The organism is Luteibacter aegosomaticola, from assembly GCF_023078475.1.
GTDB classification, from domain to species: domain Bacteria; phylum Pseudomonadota; class Gammaproteobacteria; order Xanthomonadales; family Rhodanobacteraceae; genus Luteibacter; species Luteibacter aegosomaticola.
This window is the reverse complement of the sequence record NZ_CP095741.1, coordinates 3,854,819-3,870,673: the sequence shown is the minus strand read 5'-3', so window position 1 is coordinate 3,870,673 and position 15,855 is coordinate 3,854,819. Positions and strand designations below refer to the sequence as shown.

Sequence of the window (15,855 nt, the reverse complement as noted above, 5' to 3'; positions counted from 1 at the left end):
TAGGAGCGTGCTTGCACGCGATAGGTCTTGCCGCACCGCCGATCGCGCGCAAGCGCGCTCCTACAGGTTATTTCAGGATGCAGCGGTTCTTGCCGCCGCGCTTGGCTTCGTACATCGCCTCGTCGGCGGTGGAGACCAGGCGGTCGTACGCATCGGCGGGCTGGGACATGGTCACACCGATACTGGCACCGATCTTCGCCGGGATGCGCAGGTCGGCGACGGTGAGGGTATACGGCTCGGCGATCGCATCGCACAGTGCCTGGCAGCGAGCGAGGGCGGCCTCGCCATTGTTCGCATCGTGCAGGAGCACGGCGAACTCATCGCCACCGAGGCGTGCCACGGTGTCCGTGCCGCGCGTGCGGGCATCGATGCGTGCGGCGATCGCCTTCAGCAGTTCGTCGCCGGCGGCATGGCCGTGGCCATCGTTGACGCCCTTGAAGCCATCGATGTCGATGTAGGCCAGGCCAAAAGGCGCGCCACCTGCATTGGCGGACGCCAGTGCCGCCTCCAGCCGCTCGCGGAAGAGCACGCGGTTGGGCAGGCCGGTGAGCGCGTCGTGCGTCGCCTGGTGGCGCACCAGCTGCTCCATGCGCGTACGCTCGGCCACTTCGGTGGTGAGCTGCTGGTTGCGCTCGGAGAGCTCATCCAATGCGTGCTGGAGTAGCGCACGTGCGCGGTACAGTTCAAGGAAAATCTTCACCTTCGACTGCAGGATCGCATCGTTGATCGGCTTGGCGATGTAATCCACCGCGCCGGCCGTGTAGCCCTTCATGCGGTTCAGGTCATCGGCATAGGCGGCCGTAACAAAGATGATCGGCGTTTCGCGCAGGTGCTCGGTCTCGCCGATAAGCTCGGCCACTTCGAAGCCATCCATGCCGGGCATGTTCACATCGAGGAGTACCAGGGCGAACTGGTGATCGAGGCACAGCGCGAGCGCGTCGTTGCCGTTGTCGGCTTCGAAAATGTCGGCTTCGGCCCGGGCCAGCAGGCGGCGCATGGCGACGAGGTTGGCGGGGGTGTCGTCGACGACGAGGATCTTGGGGCGGATCGGGGTCATGGAATGCACAGTTCGTTAAGTCGTTGCGCGATCTGGTCGAGGGGCAGGCGGGCGTCGGCGCCGGCGATTTCCAGGCCGGCCCGTGGCATCACATCGGATTCCGCGGAGTCCGGGTCCTGGACGATGGCGTAGCCGCCCGCTTGCCTTACGGCCTTCAGGCCGTGGGCGCCATCCGAATTGGCGCCGGTCATCAGCACGGCCACGAGGCCGTCTTGCCATGCATCGGCGGCTGTTTCGAACAGCACGTCGATGGATGGCCTTGCATACGTTACCCGCGCATCCACGCTCAGCGAGAAATGCGCGTTGGGTTCCACCAGCAAATGGTAGCCGCTGGGCGCCACGTGGATCACGCCCGGGTCGGCGGGTGCCCGCTCAGCCGCTTCCACGACGGGCAGGGATGAGACGCGCGCCAGCAGCTCAACAAGCAGCGAAACATCCGCCGAACCGGTGTGGCAGCAAAGCACGATAGGCACGGACAGGCGATGGTCCAGCGCGGGCAGCAGGCGCTGGAGGGCGGCGAGCCCCCCTGCGCTGCAACCGAGGGCGATGGCCGTGCGCGCGCTCATCGTGTGAGTGGCCTTGGGTTGGTGGCGCTGGCCTGGTAGATGCGCAGGCCAGCGTCGATATCGGCGAAGCTGGCGGCGGCAGGCGAAAAATCGATGTTCTCGCGTGTGCCCAGGCAAAGGAATCCACCGCGTACCAGGCTCTTCCGGAAGAGGGCGAGCGTGTGGTCCTGCAGTGTGTTGTTGAAATAGATGAGGACGTTGCGGCACAGGATGAGGTGTGCCTCGCAGAACACGTCGTCGGTCACCAGGTTGTGGTTGAAGAAGGTGACGTTGCGGCGCAGCCGCTGGTCCAGCTTGATGAAATCGTAGCGGGCGCTGTAGTAATCGCTGAACGACTTCTGCCCGCCCCCCTCGATGTAATTGCGTGACCAGTCGCGTGCATCGCGCGTGGCGTAGATCCCTTCAGCGGCAACATGCAGCGCTGCGTCGTTGAAGTCAGTGGCGTAGATGCGCGCGCGGTCGTAGAGGCCCGCCTCTTCCAGCAGGATCGCGAGCGAATACACCTCCTGGCCATGCGCGCATCCCGCCTGCCAGATATTGATCTCGGGGTACGAAGCCAGCACGGGCAGCACCTTGTCGCGCAGGGTGCGGAACACCGGCGGGTCGCGGAACATTTCCGACACCGGTACGGACAGGCCCTCGATCACGCGGGTCACGAAGCCGTCTTCGTGAAGCAGGCGCCGGTTCAGTTCGCTGATGGTCCCGGCATCGTGCGTGCGCACGAGCTGCTGCACGCGGCGCTTGAGCGACGCCGGTGCATAGTCGTTGAAGTCGTAGCCGTGCCGCCGCTGCATGGCGCGGATGAACAGCTCGATTTCGATATCTTCGACGTCCACGTCAGACCCGTGCCGGTAGCCACACGCGGATCATCGACAGGAGGCGGTCGACGTCAATCGGCTTGGAAAGGTAATCGTTGGCGCCGGCCTCCAGGCACTTCTCACGATCGCCACGCATGGCCTTGGCGGTCAGCGCGATGATCGGGACATTGGCCAGTGCGGGCTTGGCCCGGATGGCGCGCATGGTGTCGTAGCCATCCATCACCGGCATCATGATGTCCATGAGGACCAGTTCGAGCTCGGGATCCTTGTCGAGCACATCGAGCGCTTTCTGGCCGTCCTGCGCCATCACGACGTCGATGCCCTTGCCGCGCAGCACCTTGGAGAGCGCGAACAGGTTGCGCATGTCATCGTCGACGAGGAGCAGGCGGCGGCCGCGCAGGCTGGCCTCGTCCATGCCGCTTGCAGGCGTCGGGCGTTCTACCGCCGCGCTGGCACTGCCGTGGCGGATCGAGTGCAGGAACAGGCTCACCTCATCGAGCAGGCGGTCGGGCGAGCGGGCGCCCTTCACCACGATGCTGTCGGTGTACTGGCGGATCTTCATGCTCTCCTCGCGGGAGAGGTCGCGGCCGGAGTACACCACCACGGGCGGCGTATTGCCTGATTGCGAAAGCTGCTCGAGGAACTCGATGCCGGAGATGCCGGGCAGGCCGAGGTCGAGCACGATGCAGTCGTAGGCCACATCCTGGGTCTTCGCCAGCGCTTCCTCGCCCGAAGCGGCTTCGTCGATCACGACGTTGTCGTCCTTCAGCAGGGTGCGCACGGCGGCACGTGCACTGCTGTCGTCGTCGATGACCAGCAGATGGCGTGTGCGGCCTTCGGCAAAGTGCAGCAGGCGATCAAACGCGGTGGCGATGGACTCGCGGCTCACCGGCTTGGTGAGGAAGCCGACGGCACCCAGTTCCATGCCGCGGCTGGCGTCGTCCGTCGCGGAAATGAAGTGCACGGGGATATGCCGCGTGGCGGCGTCGTGCTTCAGGCGGTCGATCACCGTCCAACCGTCCATGCCCGGCAGCATCACATCGAGCAGGATGCCCGTCGGGCGGTACTGGCGGGCAAGGGTAAGGCCCGTTTCGCCATCGGCGGCTGCAAGCACGCGGTGGCCCTTGCGGTGGATCATGTCGGCGAGGATGCGCGCGAACGCGGGGTCGTCTTCCACCACGAGGATGGTGGTGTCGCCCGGTGCGATCGATGCGCGGTCGTCATCGATGGATTCGGCGATGAGCGAAGGCGAAAGCGGTAGCGTCGCCTCGGCGGCAGCCTGCTCGCGGGAGACGGGCTCCGCGCGCTCACCGGCGGATTCGGGTGCCTGCTCGGGCAGGAAGATGGTGAACGTGCTGCCCTTGCCGACTTCGCTATCCAGGGTGATATCGCCGCCCATCAGCATGGCGATACGCCGCGAGATGGCCAGGCCGAGGCCCGTGCCGCCGTACTGGCGGCTGGTGCTCGCGTCGACCTGCTCGAACGCGTGGAACACGCGCTGATATTTTTCGGGCGGGATGCCAATGCCCGAGTCGGTCACGGCGATGCACACCGCGCGCGTGGCGTCGAGGCCAGCGGGCAGGCTCGCTCCGGCGGCCGGGCGGCCAATACGAACGCGCACGCTGCCGTTGGCAGTGAACTTGAACGCGTTGCTCAGCAGGTTGTTCACCACCTGCTCGAGCTTGCCCCCGTCGGTCTGGATGCTGGCAGGGATGTTGTCTTCAAGCTTCACTTCGAAAGCGAGCTTCTTCTCCTGCGCCACGTGGTTGAACGTACGCCCCAGCTGGCGGGCGAGATCGGCCAGCGGCAGCGTATCGATCATCAGCTCCATCTTGCCGGCCTCCACCTTGGAGAGGTCGAGGATGTCGTTGATGAGCCGCAGCAGGTTCGAGCCGGCGTCGTGGATGATCCGTGCGGATTCCACCTGTTCGCCCGTGAGGTTTTCTTCGTCGTTGTCGGCCAGGCTGCGCGAAAGAATAAGCAGGCTGTTGAGCGGCGTACGCAGCTCATGCGACATGTTGGCGAGGAACTCGGACTTGTACTGGCTGGCGCGGGCCAGTTCCTCGGCCTTCTCGTGGGTCTCCTTCTGCAGTGCCTCGAGCGAGTCCTTCTGCTGGTTCAGCGTCAGGCTCTTCTCGCGCAGCTCTTCGTTCGACGCGTGCAGCTCTTCCGTCTGCACGCGGAGCTCTTCCTCCGAGGCGATGAGGCGTTGCGACTGCTCCTGCAGTTCGGCGGTCTTCGTATGCAGCTCGCTGTTGGTCGCCTGCAGGGCGTCCTGCTGATGACGCAGAGCCTCTTCGGAGGCGCGTAGTTCGTCGGCCTGGCTCTGGGTCTGCTCGAGCAGGTCGCGGGTGCGCAGTGCGCGGGCCAGGTTTTCCAGTGACAGCGCCACGATGGGCAGTAGCTCGTCGAGCAGGCGCTCCTGCAAGCCGGTGAGATGTTCGAAGCTTGCGAGCTCGATGACACCGAGCAGCGTATCGCGCGACATCACCGGGACCACGACGACACTGCGCGGCGCGGCTTCGCCGGTGCCGGAGTGGATGCGGGTGTAATCCTCCGGTACGTCCTGGAGGAAGATGGCCTTGCCGTCGGCGGCGGCCTGGCCCACAAGGCCCTCACCGATGGCGTATTCGCTGGTGACATGGCGGCGCTGGCGGAAGCCGTAGCTGCCGACCATCTCAAGGCGGCGGTTCTCTTCGCGGTAGATGTAGAACACGCCCACGCCCGCTTTCAGCGAGGAGACCAGCTCGGCCACCAGCGTGTCGGCGAACTCGCGGTAGGTGGTGGTTTCCTGAAGCCGGTTCGAGACGGACGTGACAGCTGACTTCAACCAGGTCTGGCCGGCCGTCTCGATCGCCATGGTCTTGAACACCTGCAGCGAGCGGGCGATCTCGCCGATCTCGTCGCGGCGGGTCAGCTGGCCCACTTCGATGGTGTGGTCGTGGGCGGCCAGGCGCGTCATCAGCTCGGTCATGCGCACGAGCGGGCGCGTGATCAGGCGGAAGGTCATGGCGATGACCGCTGCGCCGGTGAGGAGGCAGAGCAGCAGCGAGACGATATCGATGGTCTGCGTCGCGGCCAGCGTGGCGTCCAGCGCCTTGTTGCGTTCGTCGAGCAGGGTGCGCTCGGTGGTGGCCATCGCATCGATGAGGGTGTGGATGTCCGTCATCAGCACCGTGCGGCGCGCGAAGTAGTCCCGGCGGATGCCATCGCGGGCGAGGGCCCCCTCCGGTGTCACGGCGCTGCCGATGGCACGGATGGGCTCCATGCCGTTCTTCATCGCCTCGGCCTTCCAGCGATCGAGCATGTCCTGCAGGCGGTCGATGCGACCTTGCTGCAGCGGGTTGTCGGCAGTCAGTCGGCGCAGCTCAGCGACGCTGGCGGTAAGGTCTCGGTCCGAGCTCTCGAAATCCGCATACTCGCTATCGGCCTGGGTCAGCATGTAGCCGCGGGTCGCTACCTGACGTTGTTGCGCATCGGCGGCCACGTCGCCTAGCCGGAGCAAGACCACGTAGGTGTGCGTGGACCAGGCCCGGGTCTCGTTCTCACGTCCGAGGGACACGAGGTTGGCGATGCACGCCGCCACGAACAGGGCGAGCAAGGCGCCGATGGCGATGATGATCTTGCGCTGGAGGGGCTGGTCGGCCAGCCAGTTGCGCTTCGTCTCGGAGGAAGTCATGCGATGACCGGTAGTGGGACAGGGAAGGGCGGGTCGCCCGAAACTATTACTACGAATGGTGGTACGCCTTCCTTGGCGGGCAACACATTATCGGCAGATCAGGCGCCAGGCTTAGCCTTGGGGCGGGCCCAGAAGGGCGCCACGAGGCTGCCGCGGCGGATGGCGATGGCTAGTAATACGGCCGTGAGCGTCGAACAGATGCCAAGGGCGACCACGGAGGCCTCGGCGCCGAATTCGCCACCCGTGAGCCAGTTGGGGCCCTGCATCGTGGAGGCGAGCCAGCCCTTCTGCTCGAAGCCTGAGACGGGGATGCCATAGAACGGGCCCTGGGCGACGTTCCAGGCGGCGTGGACGCCCATGCACAGCCACAGCGAGCGGGTCACGTGGTAGAGGAGGCCGAACAGCAAGCCTGCCTCGAGGGCGATGGCCAGGGCGCTCCAGGTGGTCGCGTTCGGGTTCCAGATATGCATGAAGCCGAAGAAGCCGGCCGACAGGAGCAGGGATATCCATGTGCCGAGGCCCTCTTCCACGATGCGGAAAAGCACCCCACGGCTAATGATCTCCTCGCCGACACCCGCGCCCACGCCGAGTACGAGGATCAGACCGAGCCACGGGATATCCGGGTTGGTCCCATGGACCACATAGGCCCCCAGGGCCCAGAGCGCACCCACTACGAGCGAGAACAGGATGAAGCCGCCGATCAGGCCCGCCAGGGCATACGGCACGAGTCTGCGTAGCGCCAGTTCCTCAACACGGCGGTTTTCGATCGTGCGGACCAGCAGCCAGTACGCCAGCACGATGGGCAGCAGGCGGAACAGCTCGATCAGGGGCGTGACCTCGCCAAACGGGATCTCGCCGTGCGGAAGCCCCAGGCCGTCGTAAATGCGGTGGCAGACGATGCCGATCAGCCATGCAGTGATCGCGAAGGCCGCGATGCGGCCGACGGGCGAGCGCAGCAGGCGCAGTGGCAGGGAGGGCGGTGTGGCGGTCGGCTTGGGGGTATCGATGGCGCTCATGGGCTCGCAGGCAGGTAACGGGTGCGTGGTGAAGTCTACGCAGGCATGATGGTGCTCCGATACAAGATCGTTCCCAGCCCGCCCGGTATCGTGGCGGCGGGAGGCGCCCAGGCCCCGAATACACCGGAATGACCGATGTCGACGCTGCAAGATAACGATCCTTCAAGCCCGATGAACCGGAAGGAGCAGACCTTCCCGCGCCTTGATGACGACATGGCGGCACGCCTGTCGCGTTACGGCGTTGAAGAACTGGTACCCAAGGGCACCATCCTGTTCCAGCGCGGCCAGCGCCGCATCGATTACTTCTTCGTCCTCGATGGCAGCATCGAGGTCTACGACATGGGCGAGGATGGGCAGCCGCGGATCGTGGTTGTCCATGGCGTGCACCAGTTCACCGGCGAGGTGGATCTCTTCAGCGGCCGCCAGACCATGGTGAATGCCCGTGCGGGCGCCAATTCACGGATCATCCGCGTGGATCCTTCCAGCTTCCGTCGGCTGGTGGCCGGCGAGCCGGATATCGGCGAAATCATCATGCGCGCCTTCATCCTGCGCCGCGTGGGGCTCATCCAGAGCGGCCAGGGTGGCGTGCTGCTGGCGGGCTCATCCCATGCCGCGGATACCGTGCGCCTGCGTAGTTTCCTGATCCGCAATGGGTATCCGCACCGTCTGCTGGATACCGACGTGGACGAGGGTGCGCGCCACCTGATCGAAAGCTTTGGCCTGCAGCCTGATGAATGCCCCGTGGTGATCCTGCCGGACCGGCGGATCCTGCGATGCCCAAGCAGCCCTGCGCTGGCCGATGAACTCGGCATCACCATCGAGCTGGATAGCGACCACGTCTATGACGTGGCCGTGATCGGCGCAGGCCCGGCCGGTCTCGCCGCGGCGGTGTATGCCGCGTCGGAGGGCCTGGATACGGTCGTGCTCGAGGGCCTGGCCCCGGGCGGCCAGGCGGGTACCAGTTCCAAGATCGAGAACTACCTGGGCTTCCCCACGGGCATCTCCGGCCAGGCCCTGGCTGGCCGCGCCCAGGTCCAGGCCATGAAGTTCGGCGCGCACATGGCCGTGGCCCGCGAGGTGCGCAGCATGGATTGCGGCAGCCACCCCTACAAACTGCACCTGTGCAACGACACGGTCGTGACGGCGCGCTCGGTGGTCATCGCCACGGGTGCGCGTTACCGCAAGCTGGCCCAGGTGGATTACGAGCGCTTCGAAGGGCAGGGCATCCAATACGCCGCGACGGCGATGGAAGCCACGTTGTGTTCGGGCGAAGAGGTCGTGGTAGTCGGTGGTGGCAACAGCGCTGGCCAGGCCGCGGTGTTCCTGGCCCGCACGGCGAAGCACGTGCACATCCTCGTCCGCGGCGAAGGCCTTGCCGCCACGATGTCGGATTACCTTGTGCAACGGATCATGCAGTCACCAAGCATCACGCTTCATCCGTATTGCGAGATCGATCACCTGGACGGTGACGCCTACCTGCGCGAAGTGGGTTGGTACTGCGTGAAGACCAACAACCAGACACGTGTTTCGGTGGCGGCGTTGTTCGTGATGATCGGCGCCGAGCCGAACACCGCCTGGCTGCAAGGGTGCCTGGATCTCGACAAGAAAGGCTTCGTGCTCACCGGCCGCGATGCCGATGGCTACGCGACGCCTTCGCCGTATGCCACCACGTTGCGTGGTGTGTTCGCGGTGGGCGATGTGCGCTCAGGCTCCGTGAAGCGCGTTGCCGCGGGCGTAGGCGAAGGCTCGGTGGTGGTCCACGCTATCCACCGCTTCCTGCATCCGTCGCCGGTGTGAATCGGCTTATGCAGGAGCGTGCTTGCACGCTCCTGCAACAACTGGATCAGACGTCGAGCGACGCCGCGTGTTCGCGCGTGGCCGAGAAACGCACCTGCGGCCAGCGCTCCACCGCGAGCTGCAGGTTGACGCGCGTCGGGGCGAGGTAAACGAGTTCACCGGCCGCATCGATCGCGAGGTTGGCGGCGTTCTTTTCCTTGAACTCCTCCAGCTTCTTTTCATCGCTGCAATGCACCCAGCGCGCGGTAGCCACGCCGACCTGCTCGAAGCTCGAATCGACGTTGTATTCGTCTTTCAGGCGGTACGCGACCACGTCGAACTGCAGCACGCCCACCGCACCGAGGATCAGGTCGTTAGACATGAGCGGGCGGAAGAACTGCGTGGCACCTTCTTCGGAAAGCTGGGCCAGGCCCTTGTGCAGCGCCTTCATCTTCATCGGATCGCGCAGGCGCGCACGGCGGAAGAGTTCCGGCGCGAAGTTCGGGATGCCGGTGAATGACAAGCCTTCGCCTTCGGTGAAGGTATCGCCGATGGTGATGGTGCCGTGGTTGTGCAGGCCGATCACGTCGCCCGGGTAGGCGCGCTCGACGATTTCACGATCGCTCGCCATGAAGGTGAGCGCGTTCGCGATACGCACTTCCTTGCCGGTGCGCGTCTGCTGCATCTTCATGCCGGCGGTATAGGTGCCGGAGCAGATGCGCATGAATGCCACGCGGTCGCGGTGCGCCGGATCCATGTTGGCCTGGATCTTGAACACGAAGCCGGTGAGCTTCTCTTCCTGCGGCAACACTTCGCGGGTAAGCGTGTCGCGCGAGCGCGGCGAGGGCGCGTGTTCGACGAAGAACTCAAGCAGCAGCTCCACGCCGAAGTTGTTCACGGCCGAACCGAAGAACACCGGGGTCTGCTTGCCGGCAAGGTAAGCCTCGACATCGAATGGGTTGGACGCGCCGAGCACCAGTTCGAGCTCGTCGCGGGCTTCCTGCAGGGCGGCTTCGCCGATGCGGGCAATGAGCTCCGGGTTATCCAGGCCGCCCTTGAAGATGGTCGAATCCTGGCGGGTGAAGTTCTTGCCCGGTTCGAAGATGTGCACCTCGTCGAGCAGCAGGTGGTACACGCCCTTCAGGCGCGAGCCCATGCCGATCGGCCACGTGACCGGTGCGCAGGCGATGCCCAGCACCGATTCCACTTCATCGAGCAGTTCGATCGGCGAGCGGCCCTCGCGATCGAGCTTGTTGATGAAGGTCATGATCGGCGTGTCGCGCAGGCGGCACACTTCCATGAGCTTGATGGTGCGTTCTTCCACGCCCTTCGCGCAGTCGATCACCATCAGCGCCGAGTCGACGGCGGTGAGCACGCGGTAGGTATCTTCCGAGAAGTCCGCGTGGCCCGGGGTGTCGAGCAGGTTCACGATGGCCCCGTTGTACGGGAACTGCATGACCGAGGACGTGACCGAGATGCCGCGCTCCTTCTCGAGCGCCATCCAGTCGGAGGTGGCGTGGCGAGCGGCCTTGCGGCTCTTCACCGAACCGGCCATCTGGATCGCGCCGCCGAACAGCAGCAGCTTTTCGGTCAGGGTGGTCTTGCCCGCGTCAGGGTGGCTGACGATGGCGAAGCTGCGCCGCCGCTGGGTCTCGGTGAGGTGTGAAGACATGGAATCTGGGGTCGCATCGAAGGGCTAACCCCATATTCTAGCGCGGATTTACCCCGGGAAGGCCGCGGCCAGCCAGTCGGGCACGGCGATGCCCTTCTCGCGCAGGAAGGCCGGGTTGAATAGCTTGGCCTGGTAGCGCATGCCGCTGTCGCACAGGGCCGTGACCACGGTATGGCCGGGGCCGAGATGACGGGCCAGGCGGATGGCGCCGGCGATGTTCACGCCGCTGGAGAGGCCCACACAGTAGCCCTCCTGGCGGAGCAGGGCGTGGACCTCGGGGATGGATTCGGTATCCGGGATCGACCAGGCCAGGTCGATCGGGGCATCCAGGAAGTTGGCGGTAAGCCGGCCGTTGCCGATGCCCTCGGTGATCGAGCTGCCCTCGGCCTTGGTCTCACCGGTGTTGACGTAGCTGGCCAGGGCGGAACCGGCGGGGTCGGCGAGGGCCACCAGGATGTCGCTGCGGCGGGCCTTCAGCGCCCTTCCCACTCCAGCGATGGTGCCGCCGGTGCCCGAGGCGCTGGCGAAGCCGTCGACCTTGCCCCCGGTCTGTTCCCAGATCTCCGCCCCGGTGTGGTCTTCGTGCCATTGGCGATTGGCCAGGTTGTCGAACTGATTGGCGAACCAGGCGCTGCCGGGCTCGGCCTCGTTCAGCTCGGCGGCGATCCGGCAGGCCGTGGCGGCGTAGTGGTTGGGATCGGTCCAGGGGGCGGCCGGGACCAGGCGCACATCGGCACCGGCGGCGCGCAGGGCGTCGATCTTCTCCCGGCTCTGGGTATCCGGCATGACGATGATGGTGCGGTAGCCGCGGCTGTTGCCCAGGAGGGACAGGCCGATGCCCGTATTGCCCGCCGTGCCCTCGACCAGGGTGGCGCCGGGACGGACCAGGCCTCGCTGTTCAGCGTCGTCCAGCAGGCCCAGGGCCGTCCGGTCCTTGATCGACCCACCCGGGTTCAGGAACTCGGCCTTGGCCAGGATCTCGCAGCCAGTGGCCTCCGAGGCCTGGCGCAGGCGAAGGAGGGGCGTGTGGCCGATGCCGGCGCTGAGGGTGGGGTAGGTAGCCATGGGCCCGATGTTAACCCGCCCGCCCCATGAACCCCATCTGGCCGTCCAAACCGCCCATGCCACCTAAACCGCCCAATCCGTCCAAACCGCCGTAGGAGCCCACCCTGTGGGCGACATCTTTCGCGATTCCGCTTCAGGCCCTGTTGCTTCTTCGCGAACGGCGTCGCCCACAGGGTGGGCTCCTACAGGGGGTTATCGCAAGATATTTGGGTGTTTAGACGTCTATACGGCTGTTGACACGACGGGAATCGGCGCGTAACCTCGGTTCCACTCATCGAGACCGGCTGAGGGACAGGCCCTTTGAAGCCGGGGCAACCTGCGGATTTCCGCAACGGTGCCAACTCCTGCGGTGCGTGGTTCGCCACGTAACCCGATAGATGGGAATGTCCGAGCCGGGCGCGTTCTTGCGCACCGTGCCTTGGCAGTCCGGCTATAGGTTTCCGCAGGGGCTCGACCCGACAGGAACTCCGGACATGCCAGCAGAGCCTCTCACCGTGATCCCCCTCTCCGATGTGGCAGAAGCCACCGCGCCGCGTGGCGCCGCCGATCTCACCGAGCAGCGCGGCACCCGCCGTGTCACCTTCACGCCGAAGTACGGCAGCGAAGCCGTGCAGGTGGATGTGCGCTACCTGTGGTGCGGCGCGCCGAATGCGCCCACGGTGATCGTCCAGGGCGGTATCTCGGCCACGCGTGATGTCTGCGCCGGCCGTGAGCGCCAGGGATGGTGGCAGGAACTGGTGTCCGAAGGCGGCGCCATCGATCTCGGCCAGTGCCGCGTGCTCTCCATCGATTGGCTGGTGCCGGACGACATCGGCGGTGTCGACTCGGTCTCCAGCGAAGACCAGGCCGCGGCGCTCGCAGTGCTCGTCGACGAACTCGGTATCGGCCGTGCCCACGCTTTCATCGGTTCCTCCTACGGCGCGATGACCGGCCTGGCCTTCGCCGCCAATCACGCCGACAAGGTGAAGTCGCTCGTGCTGCTTGCGGGCGCGCATCGCCCGCATCCGCTCTCGACGGCGCAGCGTTCGGTGCAGCGTGGCATCGTCCGCCTCGGCATCGAATCGGGCCGCACGGATGAAGCACTGGCACTCGCCCGCCAGCTCGCCATGACCACGTACCGTGGCAGCGAGGAATTTTCGCGCCGTTTCGCCGCAGGTCCCGAACTGCGCGATGGCCGCTTCTACTTCCCGGTGGAGGATTATCTCGAACACGCCGGCCGCCGCTTCGTCGAGCGTTTCGATCCGCAGCGTTTCCTCGCGCTTTCCGAATCGATCGACCTGCATGACATCGCGCCGGAGCGCGTGCATGCGCCGACGACGCTGGTGGGTTTCCCCTCCGATCGCCTCGTGCCGCTTTCCGATCTCTGCGAATTGCAGCGTCGCATCGGCGGTACCGCCACCCTCGAAGTCGTGGATTCGCCGTATGGCCACGACGCCTTCCTCAAAGAAACCGTGCAGCTCGCCCCCGTGCTGCGTCACGCACTCAACGACTGTTGCGGAGCCCGCTAACCATGACTCGTGAATCCCGCCTGTGCACCCGCGCTGTCCGCGCCGGTATTGAATCCGATACGCAGCATGGCGCCGTCGTGCCGCCGCTGCACCTCTCCACGAACTATGCGTTCGAAGGCTTCGGCCGCAAGCGTGCCTACGACTACTCGCGCAGCGGCAACCCCACGCGCGACTTGCTCGCCGAAGCGCTGACCGAGCTGGAAGAGGGCGCGGGCGCGGTCGTCACGAACACCGGCATGTCGGCCGTGGCGCTGGCGCTGGAACTGGTGCCGGCAGGCGGGCTCGTCATCGCTTCGCACGATTGCTACGGAGGCACCTGGCGCCTGCTCGACGCCTGGGCGAAGAAGGGCCGCTTCAGCGTGCGCTTCGTCAACTTCAACGACCCGAGTGCGCTGGCTGAAGGCCTGGCTGCGAAGCCGGCACTGGTGTGGATCGAAACCCCGTCGAACCCGCTGCTGCGCATTACCGATGTGCGCCACGTCTCGCAGGCTGCGCATGCGGTTGGCGCGCTGGTGCTGGTCGACAACACCTTCCTCTCGCCGGCATTGCAGCAGCCGCTGAAGCTCGGCGCCGACGTGGTGCTGCATTCGACCACGAAGTACATCAACGGCCACAGCGATGTGGTGGGTGGTGCGGTGATCGCGGCCGATCAGGCTGTCGCGGAGCAGCTGAAGTGGTGGGGTAACTGCAACGGCCAGACCGGTTCGCCGTTCGATAGCTTCCTGACGCTGCGTGGCGTGCGTACGCTAGCCGTTCGCCTGCGCGCCCATGAAGAGAATGCGCGCCGCATTGCGGATCGCCTGGAAGGACACGATGCCGTCGAGCGCATCTATTACCCGGGCCTGGCTTCGCACCCGGGCCATGCACTGGCGGCCCGTCAGCAGAAGGGCTTTGGCGCCATGCTGAGCTTTGAACTGCGTGGTGGCGACGACGCGATCGAAGCGTTCGTCGATGGCATCCAGTACTTCTCGCTGGCCGAATCGCTTGGCGGCGTCGAGAGCCTTGTCGCGCATCCGGCCACGATGACCCATGCCGCGATGGCCCCGGAAGCGCGCCGCACGGCTGGCATCGCCGACAACCTGCTGCGCCTGTCGATCGGTATTGAAGACGGCGACGACCTGATCGACGACCTCGAATCCGCGCTCGCCCGCGCCGCGGCGGTCGCCAACATCACCTCGAAACGCAAGGTCGGCGCATGAGCGCGGTGGTCGCTCCCCTGGCGCCGGAGGCGCCGCATACGGCTGTCGTGCTGCTAGGCACCGGCGTGGTCGGTCGCGCGCTGCTCACGCTCCTCGCTACCCCGGCCGCCGGCTCCCTGCGCCTCGTCGGCGCAGCCAACTCGCGCCGCCAGCATGTCCTTGCCGATGGCCTGCGCCCTGCTGAGGTGCCCGATGCCCTCGCCAAAGCCCGCGACGGCCGTGACAACGGCCCGCTGCTCGCCGCGCTCGATGCGACGGGCGCAGCGCGCAAGGTGGTTATCGACGCCACGGCGTGTACGAAGGAGGCCACCCGGCATGCCGAGTGGCTGGAACGCGGATATCACGTGGTCACCGCCAACAAAGCACTCGCCGGCGGCCATCTCCAGGGCTGGCGCGCGCTCCAGGCCGCGTCGGCCAGCGGTGCGGTGTACGGCGATGCTGCCACCGTGGGCGCAGGCCTGCCGGTGCTCTCGACCCTGCGCCGCCTTCGCCGCTGCGGCGATAGCCTGTTGACCCTCGAAGGCGTCTTCTCGGGCTCGCTCTCCTGGCTGTTCAACCAGTACGACGGCTCGCGCCCGTTCTCGGCGCTGCTCAGCGACGCGCGCCGCCTGGGCTTCACCGAGCCGGATCCGCGCTCGGATCTCTCCGGCGAAGACGTTGCCCGCAAGCTGCTGATCATCGCCCGCCACGCGGGGTTCTCCCTGGGTAGCGACGAGGTCGAGGTGGAAAGCCTCGTCCCCGAAGCACTGCGTGGCGTCGACACCAAGGTGTTCCTCGAGCGCCTGCAGGAGCTCGACGAACCGCTGGCGCGCCGCCACGCCGAGGCCAAGGCCAACGGCAAGGTGCTGCGCTACCTCGCACGCCTTAACCAGCGCGGCCGTGCCCGCGTGGGCCTGGTCGAAGTGGGTCTGGACCATCCGGCCTCGCGCCTCTCCGGCACCGACAACCAGTTCGCCCTCACGACGACCCGCTATCACTCCACGCCACTGGTCATCCAGGGTCCGGGTGCGGGCCCGGAAATCACCGCACAGGCACTGTTGGGTGACGTCCTCGCGCTCGTCTGATGCTCGGACGAACGTGTGCTTGAGCGCACGCAGTGCTCGGTTCATTCGCTGGCGCGAATGCGTGTGTTGAGCGGCGTTCGCCGCCTCGTACTTGTTGCGATGAGGAAGCTGCGGGTGGGCAAGCCCTGGGGGCCGCCAGTCGCGGACCTGCGGACCGGGCCGTAGGCGCAGCTTTCGCGATAATCGATGCGCTCGGCGGCCCTCCGCTCATGTCGACCCCCAGGGCTTGCCCACCCGCGCAATCAGCGACGAGGTTGATTGCAGGAGAGCTTGCGGCGTGCAGTGGCGCTGCCGACAGGATGCTGGGTTTCGGTGTACAGGCTTGTGCTCCACGTAACGAGACGTGTGGACTCGGGGGCGGTCAGGGCCTTGCGGCCGACATGAGCGGAGGGCCGCCTTGCACATCGCGTTTCGCGAATAGGGTGCCTACGGCCC

11 protein-coding genes and 1 riboswitch are annotated in these 15,855 nt (G+C 66.1%); of the genes, 4 read left to right on the top strand and 7 right to left on the bottom strand.

Annotated features, from left to right (window positions below):
- Nucleotides 1–67: 67 nt before the first annotated feature.
- The 5 genes from L2Y96_RS17235 to L2Y96_RS17215 all read right to left on the bottom strand — a co-directional run bounded on the left by L2Y96_RS17235 (nucleotide 68) and on the right by L2Y96_RS17215 (nucleotide 7,136).
- Nucleotides 68–1,057, bottom strand: a complete 990-nt coding sequence (locus L2Y96_RS17235; RefSeq protein ID WP_247328626.1) for a diguanylate cyclase domain-containing protein — start codon at nucleotides 1,055–1,057, stop codon at nucleotides 68–70.
- Nucleotides 1,054–1,623 (bottom strand): chemotaxis protein CheB, encoded by a 570-nt coding sequence (locus L2Y96_RS17230; protein WP_247328623.1) that lies wholly within the window; start codon nucleotides 1,621–1,623, stop codon nucleotides 1,054–1,056. The genes L2Y96_RS17235 and L2Y96_RS17230 overlap by 4 nt, the downstream gene beginning before the upstream one ends.
- Complete coding sequence (locus tag L2Y96_RS17225) at nucleotides 1,620–2,459, bottom strand: CheR family methyltransferase (RefSeq protein ID WP_247328620.1); 840 nt, start codon at nucleotides 2,457–2,459, stop codon at nucleotides 1,620–1,622. Before L2Y96_RS17225 ends, L2Y96_RS17230 begins: the two co-directional genes overlap by 4 nt.
- A gap of 1 nt (nucleotide 2,460) precedes the next feature.
- The gene (locus tag L2Y96_RS17220; protein WP_247328619.1) at nucleotides 2,461–6,120 is read right to left on the bottom strand and encodes a response regulator; all 3,660 of its coding nucleotides are present in this window, start codon (nucleotides 6,118–6,120) and stop codon (nucleotides 2,461–2,463) included.
- 98 nt (nucleotides 6,121–6,218) lie between these two features.
- Nucleotides 6,219–7,136 (bottom strand): CPBP family intramembrane glutamic endopeptidase, encoded by a 918-nt coding sequence (locus L2Y96_RS17215; RefSeq protein ID WP_247328616.1) that lies wholly within the window; start codon nucleotides 7,134–7,136, stop codon nucleotides 6,219–6,221.
- Between the two features lie 135 nt (nucleotides 7,137–7,271).
- Between L2Y96_RS17215 and L2Y96_RS17210 the strand changes: the two genes are divergently transcribed.
- Entirely contained in the window at nucleotides 7,272–8,933 is a 1,662-nt protein-coding gene (locus tag L2Y96_RS17210; protein ID WP_247328614.1) for an FAD-dependent oxidoreductase, read from the top strand.
- A gap of 46 nt (nucleotides 8,934–8,979) precedes the next feature.
- Here L2Y96_RS17210 and L2Y96_RS17205 read toward each other — a convergent pair whose 3' ends face one another.
- Nucleotides 8,980–10,584 carry a peptide chain release factor 3 gene (locus L2Y96_RS17205; RefSeq protein ID WP_247328612.1) on the bottom strand — a complete coding sequence of 535 codons (1,605 nt, stop codon included), beginning with the start codon at nucleotides 10,582–10,584 and terminating at the stop codon, nucleotides 8,980–8,982.
- Between the two features lie 48 nt (nucleotides 10,585–10,632).
- Entirely contained in the window at nucleotides 10,633–11,649 is a 1,017-nt protein-coding gene (locus tag L2Y96_RS17200) for a cysteine synthase A (RefSeq protein WP_247328611.1), read from the bottom strand.
- Nucleotides 11,650–11,917: 268 nt separating this feature from the next.
- Nucleotides 11,918–12,033, top strand: a riboswitch (SAM riboswitch).
- An 89-nt stretch (nucleotides 12,034–12,122) separates the two neighbouring features.
- On the opposite strand from L2Y96_RS17200, the gene metX reads away from it, so the two are divergent.
- The 3 genes from metX to L2Y96_RS17185 are packed head-to-tail and all read left to right on the top strand — an operon-like array spanning nucleotide 12,123 to nucleotide 15,420.
- Nucleotides 12,123–13,157 (top strand): homoserine O-succinyltransferase MetX, encoded by a 1,035-nt coding sequence (metX, locus tag L2Y96_RS17195; RefSeq protein ID WP_247328609.1) that lies wholly within the window; start codon nucleotides 12,123–12,125, stop codon nucleotides 13,155–13,157.
- A gap of 2 nt (nucleotides 13,158–13,159) precedes the next feature.
- Nucleotides 13,160–14,356 (top strand): cystathionine gamma-synthase, encoded by a 1,197-nt coding sequence (gene metB, locus L2Y96_RS17190; RefSeq protein WP_247328607.1) that lies wholly within the window; start codon nucleotides 13,160–13,162, stop codon nucleotides 14,354–14,356.
- Entirely contained in the window at nucleotides 14,353–15,420 is a 1,068-nt protein-coding gene (locus L2Y96_RS17185; protein WP_247328605.1) for a homoserine dehydrogenase family protein, read from the top strand. The genes metB and L2Y96_RS17185 overlap by 4 nt, the downstream gene beginning before the upstream one ends.
- Nucleotides 15,421–15,855: the final 435 nt, after the last annotated feature.